This is a genomic window from Methanofollis sp. (assembly GCF_028702905.1).
Taxonomy (GTDB): domain Archaea; phylum Halobacteriota; class Methanomicrobia; order Methanomicrobiales; family Methanofollaceae; genus Methanofollis.
Genome location: NZ_JAQVNX010000109.1, coordinates 1 through 6,639, shown reverse-complemented (window position 1 = coordinate 6,639; position 6,639 = coordinate 1). Strand labels below are relative to the sequence as shown.

At 59.4% G+C, this 6,639-nt stretch carries 4 protein-coding genes; all 4 read left to right on the top strand.

Annotated features, from left to right (window positions below):
• The first annotated feature begins 357 nt into the window (after nt 1-357).
• Nucleotides 358-2,424, top strand: a complete 2,067-nt coding sequence (locus PHP59_RS10725) for a PGF-CTERM sorting domain-containing protein (RefSeq protein ID WP_300166798.1) — start codon at nt 358-360, stop codon at nt 2,422-2,424.
• Nucleotides 2,425-2,426: 2 nt separating this feature from the next.
• Entirely contained in the window at nt 2,427-4,109 is a 1,683-nt protein-coding gene (locus PHP59_RS10720) for a hypothetical protein (protein WP_300166796.1), read from the top strand.
• Nucleotides 4,109-5,677: a type II/IV secretion system ATPase subunit gene (locus PHP59_RS10715; protein ID WP_300166794.1), complete on the top strand. Its 1,569-nt coding sequence runs from the start codon at nt 4,109-4,111 to the stop codon at nt 5,675-5,677. Before PHP59_RS10720 ends, PHP59_RS10715 begins: the two co-directional genes overlap by 1 nt.
• On the top strand, nt 5,674-6,639 hold a 966-nt coding region (locus PHP59_RS10710; RefSeq protein WP_300166792.1), incomplete at its 3' end, for a type II secretion system F family protein. The genes PHP59_RS10715 and PHP59_RS10710, both read left to right, overlap by 4 nt.

The window sequence follows — 6,639 nt, the reverse complement described above, 5'->3', positions numbered from 1 at the left end:
GAAGGGCCTAATGCCGGGATCAACTCCGGTGATACCGTTTTCCTGGGAGAGCAGAGGGTGAACTTCTCAGCATTCTCAGACCCGGAAAAAGGAGACGCGGTTCGGATAGTGAGGATTGACTCGGGGCAGCAGACCGACCCGATCGCGATCACAAACAATATCGCAAACTACATTCGTGGGAGCCCGGGGCAGTATTATCCTGTGTATAGCGACGGAACTTCCAATTCAAGCAAATACTGTCTGATACGGGACGTCGCCAGCTCTCTTGGACAGATGATGGTGCACATCTCAGGGACAGATATTGAGCCGCAAACGAACCCCTGCCGCCCAGGGACCATCCCCTATCGGATGATGGGGGTGCAATTCCTGCTGCCCGAGCATAACCTCCCCCTCGGCGAGTTTCAGGGTTCATGGTATGAGTACGAACTGCGGGGCGACGTCAAAACAGACAGCATCATCAACACAGCTGGAATTTGGGTCTCCCTCAAGGACCTCTCCGCTGATCCTGCAACCCCGGACCCTAAATACGTATTCCGCCTCTCAGATCAGAGCGCCATCTCCCGGGACTGTCAGGCGACAATGGTCTTCCGGATGACCCTGAACGGTCTCAACCGCGAACTGAGCTACCCCTTCACGGTGAAGGACTACCCGCTTGAACTCGAGCTGTCCAGGGAGTCCGTGGAGCGTGGCGGTGATCTCGTACTCACGGTCCAGGGCACGCCCTTCATGCTCTATGATATCAAACTGCCTGTCCCTCCGGCAGGGGAGGACTATCCTCGCTTTGAGGGGGGCGGGTGGCATGATAAGATATCTGATTATCATGTCCGTGCCTATCCTGAGTGGGATGGTGAGGTGCAGTTGAAGATCGCTATCCCCGAGAAGGCCCCGGTCACCAGTTATCGTGTCTCAGCAACCGGCCCCGGCGCCATCCAGCCGGTAACCGCAACATTCTCCGTCGTCAAGAAAGTCATGACGCTGGTCTTTGACGAGCCGGAGGAAAAATCGTATATCATCGGTAACACCATCAAATTATCCGGAACACTGAGAAACATCGAATCATCTCGCTCAGACCTTATCCCAATCTACCTCTTCGTTACAGGCCCCAACCTGCCCGCGAACGGCGCACCCCTTACTGATCCGAGACAGGGGGTGGTGGACGGCGAGCCGGATACTTTCACTGTAGCGCATTACAGCCCCATCACCGGAAGGTGGGAATATAACTGGGAGACCCTGAATTTCCATTGTGAGGAAGGGACCTATACCGTCCATGCCAACATCCAGCCGATCGGGTACCGGAAGAGCTGCTACCCGGGAGCTCCCGGCTCCATCGACGGCGAGGTCCCCCCGTCATGGGAATATGCACTGATCAGCCCGACCGTTCATGCGAAGTTTGACGAAGGGACTGGGGGGGTCTTCGCCCGCGGTGATTTCCTCTATTCATGGTGGTACGCCCGCGGGAGCCCTGGCAGTGGGGGGGCGACGGGCTCCACCGGTCACATGAAATGGTATGTCTTCGGCGCAAACTTCAAGTACGCCGACTGTAACCCCAGGTTCCCCCTGGGTGACGACGGTGGAACGTACGGGATCGCCTATTCGCGCAACTTCACCTACGAACTCTCCCCTGGCGACTACTTCATCGTCTACCATCATCCAGGACTGAACAACCGGTTCGACGTTCTGCCAGAGAATGAACTCTACTTCAGGGGCCACGTGAGGGAGTTGTTCTGTGTGGATGATGGAAGAGTGCTCGTCGACCTCGGAAATCTCGACAGCAAGAATGCGGCGACCGCCCTTTTAGAGGCTCTGGATTCGGTGAACAACGACGACATCTACGTGATGGACACCTTCACCATCGAAGACCCCCTGATCCGGATCGAGCCGCCCGGCGAACTGGTCGTCGGAGATGAACTGGTCGTCAAGGGGGCCACCAACCTTGCCGGAGGGGGGACGACTCCCGACGGAACCAACGTTGCCGACACCCTGACCCTGACGGTCACCTCGCTTGACATGCATGAATCGGGCAAGGCGAATACCGTCATGAAGATCCCGTTCGATCGTGCTACTCCCGGGAGTTACAGCCGCGTCACCGGGGTCCGTTCGTTCTCCTATGGCTCGATCGATACCAGCACCTGGTATCCCGGGAAGTACATGGTCACTGTCTGGTGCAAGGATGTCAATCACAAAGAGACCTGCACCTTCGAGCTTCTCGCCGAGGGGAGCGAGCGCAAAACTGCGGGTAGCGATGCGCAGAACCCCTTCCCGCACCGGACCCCGGCAACACCTGCCTCCACGCCTTATGTGGAGCCGGAGTTCACGCCCATCTCCCTGCCTGCGGCCCGGCCTACGACGCAGTCTCCGGGGTTTGAGGCGCTCATCGCCGTTACCGCGGTCTTTGGAGCACTCATCATGATACGGAGGCGATAAGGTTGGATCTCACGTTTGACGAGACTCTATTCAACAAAATCATCGTCGTCCTTGTGATCGCGATCGTCATTGTCGGCGCCGTTGCCGCCCTCCGGTTCTCCGGTCTTCTCGGTGGTGACGGAGATGTCCCCGAGCCCGATCCGGTCCCCGGCGAGCCCGGGCCCGAACCCTCCTATGACCCTGATGAACAGGAGGTGGTCACCGGCCTGAAGTCCTACGCCTGGTCTTACTGCGGAAGCAGGATGGAGATGGACCTCTACATCCCCAACGCCACCTACCAGCGGTTTCTCTCTTCATCATACGGGACCTACGAAGAGAAACCAGAGCGCATGGCCGAGTATGTCGTGACCGACGGCGACGACGGGATCATCAGCACCCTGGCAGGCTGGTTCCTCGAGACTTCCCTGGCGCTGGGGTACGGCGACAGCGACACCGTCGGCAACGTTCTCGCCTTCGCAGAGAGCCTCAACTACACAACAGACGAGGAACGCCACGCGACCGGCGCTTACCCGAACTACCCGGTCATAACCCTTGCCACAGGGGAAGGAGACAGTGAAGACCATACCGTCCTTGCCGCCGCCATCCTCAACCGGATGGGCTACGGCGTCGGCCTCCTCTACTACCCGGCGACCCACGACCGGCGCACGATCATCCCCGAGGCCACTGCTCTTGCCCTGATCACCGATGGCACGGTTCCCGGGCGGGTTCACTGGACCGTTGCGGAGGCCCCGGCAGGAAAGCTCGTCTATCATCCCGGAAACGCGACCTGTAGCGTCACCCCCCCGGAGGGTGCCGATCTCGAATCAGGGTGGTACTCTGGTGAGGCCGTCTGGCACAACGCCACATCCTCCGGTCACGTTAGCGATCTCCGGTATTACCCGGCGAACCTGACATTCGTCACCGGGGCAACCCCTGTCGATGCCCATACCGTCGTCGTGGAAGACGCTATCTGGAACCAGCTGATCATCGTCAACGCGGCCTGGACCGTGGATTCCGCGGAGAAAGGTTTTCCGCGAAGCGCCTACGATGGGATGGCTCCGTTCTTCAACGGCGGCGACGGCCTCTGGCTGGGCCGCCCCCTCTCGCGGGACGACCGCCTCGATGCCGATACCACCATTGCCGGGAAGCAACCACTCGACGAGGCGCCCCCGTTCCTGGCAAACGAGAGCCTCACGGAGGCTCTCCGCATCCCGGTCTCCGAGCTCTCCCCGCCGGTGAAGACCTGGCTGAAACCTGTGGAGGACTACTACACGAGCACCTGGTACCCAGCTGGGGTTTCCTGGACCTACGACGACAGATGGCGGCTCCACGAGAACCTCCTTGAGGTGCGGGACCCTCTGCTTGAGGACCCAGGGGCCTACTCGTTCCGGGGTGTCACCGAGGTCATCGCCCCGGTTCCCTGGCGGATCACGTATACGATCCGGAATATGGACTCTGATAACTCTAAGGAGATGACCCCCTATAGCGACGCCCGGTTCGCGCTCTACCGCATCGAAGACGGTGTCGCAGTCTTTGACAGGGTCTTTGGCTGGCAGACGCTCTACGGGGCGGAGTCGGGTAAGAGCGAGGCCGTCTTCGGCCCCGGAGACTACGCGCTGGCGGTCTTTGTCAGGAACTGCGCGGTGGATGTGGTCATCGAGTATCACGGCAAACCGGCTGGAAATGGCTATCGCGGGGGGATATAATGTTCGACTTCTCCTCTCTCATCGGGGGGAAGATCTCCTCCCTCTTCGGGAAGAAGACGAATGAGACCCCTCGTGGGGGTATCACCGCGGACGAGGTCCCGGACCCCACCCCCCTGATCCTGAACCTCCCGCCCGCAGACCCCGATGTGGATATGGTAGAACGCTACTGGCTGACCCCTCCCTTCTCCTACGCCAACATCTACCGCAGGGACCCGATCACCCTCGGCTATGAGATCGTCGAACCCGGGATCACGGAGAAGGAGTTGATCATCCTTGAGGAGACGTTTGAACAGCTCAGGGCGATGCTGATCTATGATACCGCCCGCAAGAGGGGCGAATTCGGTCTCGACCTGGACCTCCTCCGGAAGGTGATCCGCTCCTTCGACCCCGAGATACCTGATGAGCGGGTGGAGGTACTCGTATACTTCCTCAGGCGCAACTTCATCGGCTACGGGAAACTGGACCCCCTGATGAACGATGATAAGATCGAGGATATCACCTGCAACGGCCCCGGCGTCCCAATCTTTCTCTATCACCGGAGGTACGCCAACATTCAGACGAACTGCGTCTTTGGCGGGGAAGAACTGAACAAGTTCGTGCTCAAACTCGCTCAGAAGGCCGACAAGCAGCTCTCACTCTCGACCCCGCTCATCGACGCCGCCCTCCCGGAGGGGTCGCGGGCACAGATCACCTACTCAGATATCATCTCCTCTAAGGGAAGCTCGTTCACCATCCGGAAGTTCCGCGCCGACCCTATGACCCCGGTCGACCTGATCGCCAACCACACCTATGGCCTCGACCTGATGGCGCACATCTGGCTTGCGGTCGTGAGTCGGAAGAGCATGATCATCTCAGGGGGGACGGCATGCGGCAAGACCTCGACGATGAATGCAATCTCGTTCTTCATACCCCCGGTGGCAAAGATCGTCTCTATCGAGGATACACGCGAGATCCAGCTCCCGCACGAGAACTGGCTGCCGATGCGGACACGGGAGAGCACCAGCGTCACCGGCACCGGCAACGTCGGCATGTTCCATCTCCTGAAGTCAGCGCTGCGTCAGCGGCCCGAGTACATCATCGTCGGTGAGGTGCGCGGTGAGGAGGCACAGACCCTCTTCCAGGCGATGAACACCGGACACACCACCTACTCCACGGTCCATGCAGGGAACGTACGGGAGACGGTGAACCGCCTGATCCATGACCCCATCAACGTCCCGGTGGCGATGTTCAACGCCCTCGATCTAATCCTGGTGCAGAGCCTCCTCTATGATGAGGGGCGAGGTTTCCGCCGGTGTCTCTCGCTGAACGAGATCGTGGTCGTTGAGAACGAGGTGCGGTGGGAACCGCTCTTCACCTGGGACCACCGGAGTGATAGTTTCGTCAGGGTGTATGAGCAGTCGGCCGTCTTTGACGATATCGCCTACCGGAACGGCTGGAGCAGGGAGCAGCTTGAAGGAGCCATCACTCTTCGAAGATCCGCCCTTGAGGATATGGTCCGGGCGGGTTCCCTCTCTCCCTCGGAGGTCGGGCAGATGATACAGGAAATGGCAGTGCAGGAACGGGAATGAAGGAGATAACTGCGTTCCGTAACTTCAGGGATGAGGTAGCCCACTCGTTACTCTCGGCCCACATACCGATCCCCGTCACCCGCTACCTGCAGTACGGTCTGATCATAGCCCTGCTTACCGGTTTTCTCTATATCCTCTCCGTTCTCCTCTTCTCCGTCTTTTGGGTCGAGGTCAACATCCTCCCCTTCCTTCCTTACGGCGTTACCGTTCTGATCGGCTTTGTCGCCGTCGTCGGTCTGTTGCTTCTTGCTGTCTACCTCTACCCTCTCCTTCAGGCGGAGGGGCGCCGCACGCGGATCGAGACGGATCTCCCTCATGCGGTCACCTACATGCAGGCGCTCTCGTCCACCCTCACGCTCTACGAGATCTTTCGGGGTGTTTACGAGGCGGGCGACCTCTACGGCGAGGTCTCGAAGGAGTGCGGGCTTATCGTCAGGGATGTGGAGGTTTTTGGTCTTGACCTCCTCACGGCGATGCGAAACGTCATGGAGATCACGCCCTCCGCCAACTTCAAGGAACTGATAAACGACCTCTCGCTGGTCTACCGGAGCGGAGGCAATCTCACCACGTTCTTCAACTCCAAGTCAGAGACATACCGTGAGCTTGCCCGACAGGAGCAGGAGGCCCTTCTCCAAATCCTGGAGATGATCGCCGAGATCTACGTGACCGCGTTTGTCGCCGGACCGATCGCGATCATCATCATCCTGGTGGCACAGAACCTCAGCGGGCAGGCTCCGCTTGAAGGTATCATGCCGCTCATGTATCTCGGCCTCCCGCTGGGGGCGATCTGTCTCATCTTCATCCTCTACGTCCTCCTTCCGCCCGACAACCTCGACGTCACGCGCCGTGAGGTACGGGACTCCGAGTTCGGTGCCGATATCCTGGACCCTGCCGCAGAAGAAGAGCCTGACGAGAGGTTCCTCAAGAACCTGGAATCAAGAAAACGCTGGCTGCGTCTTATT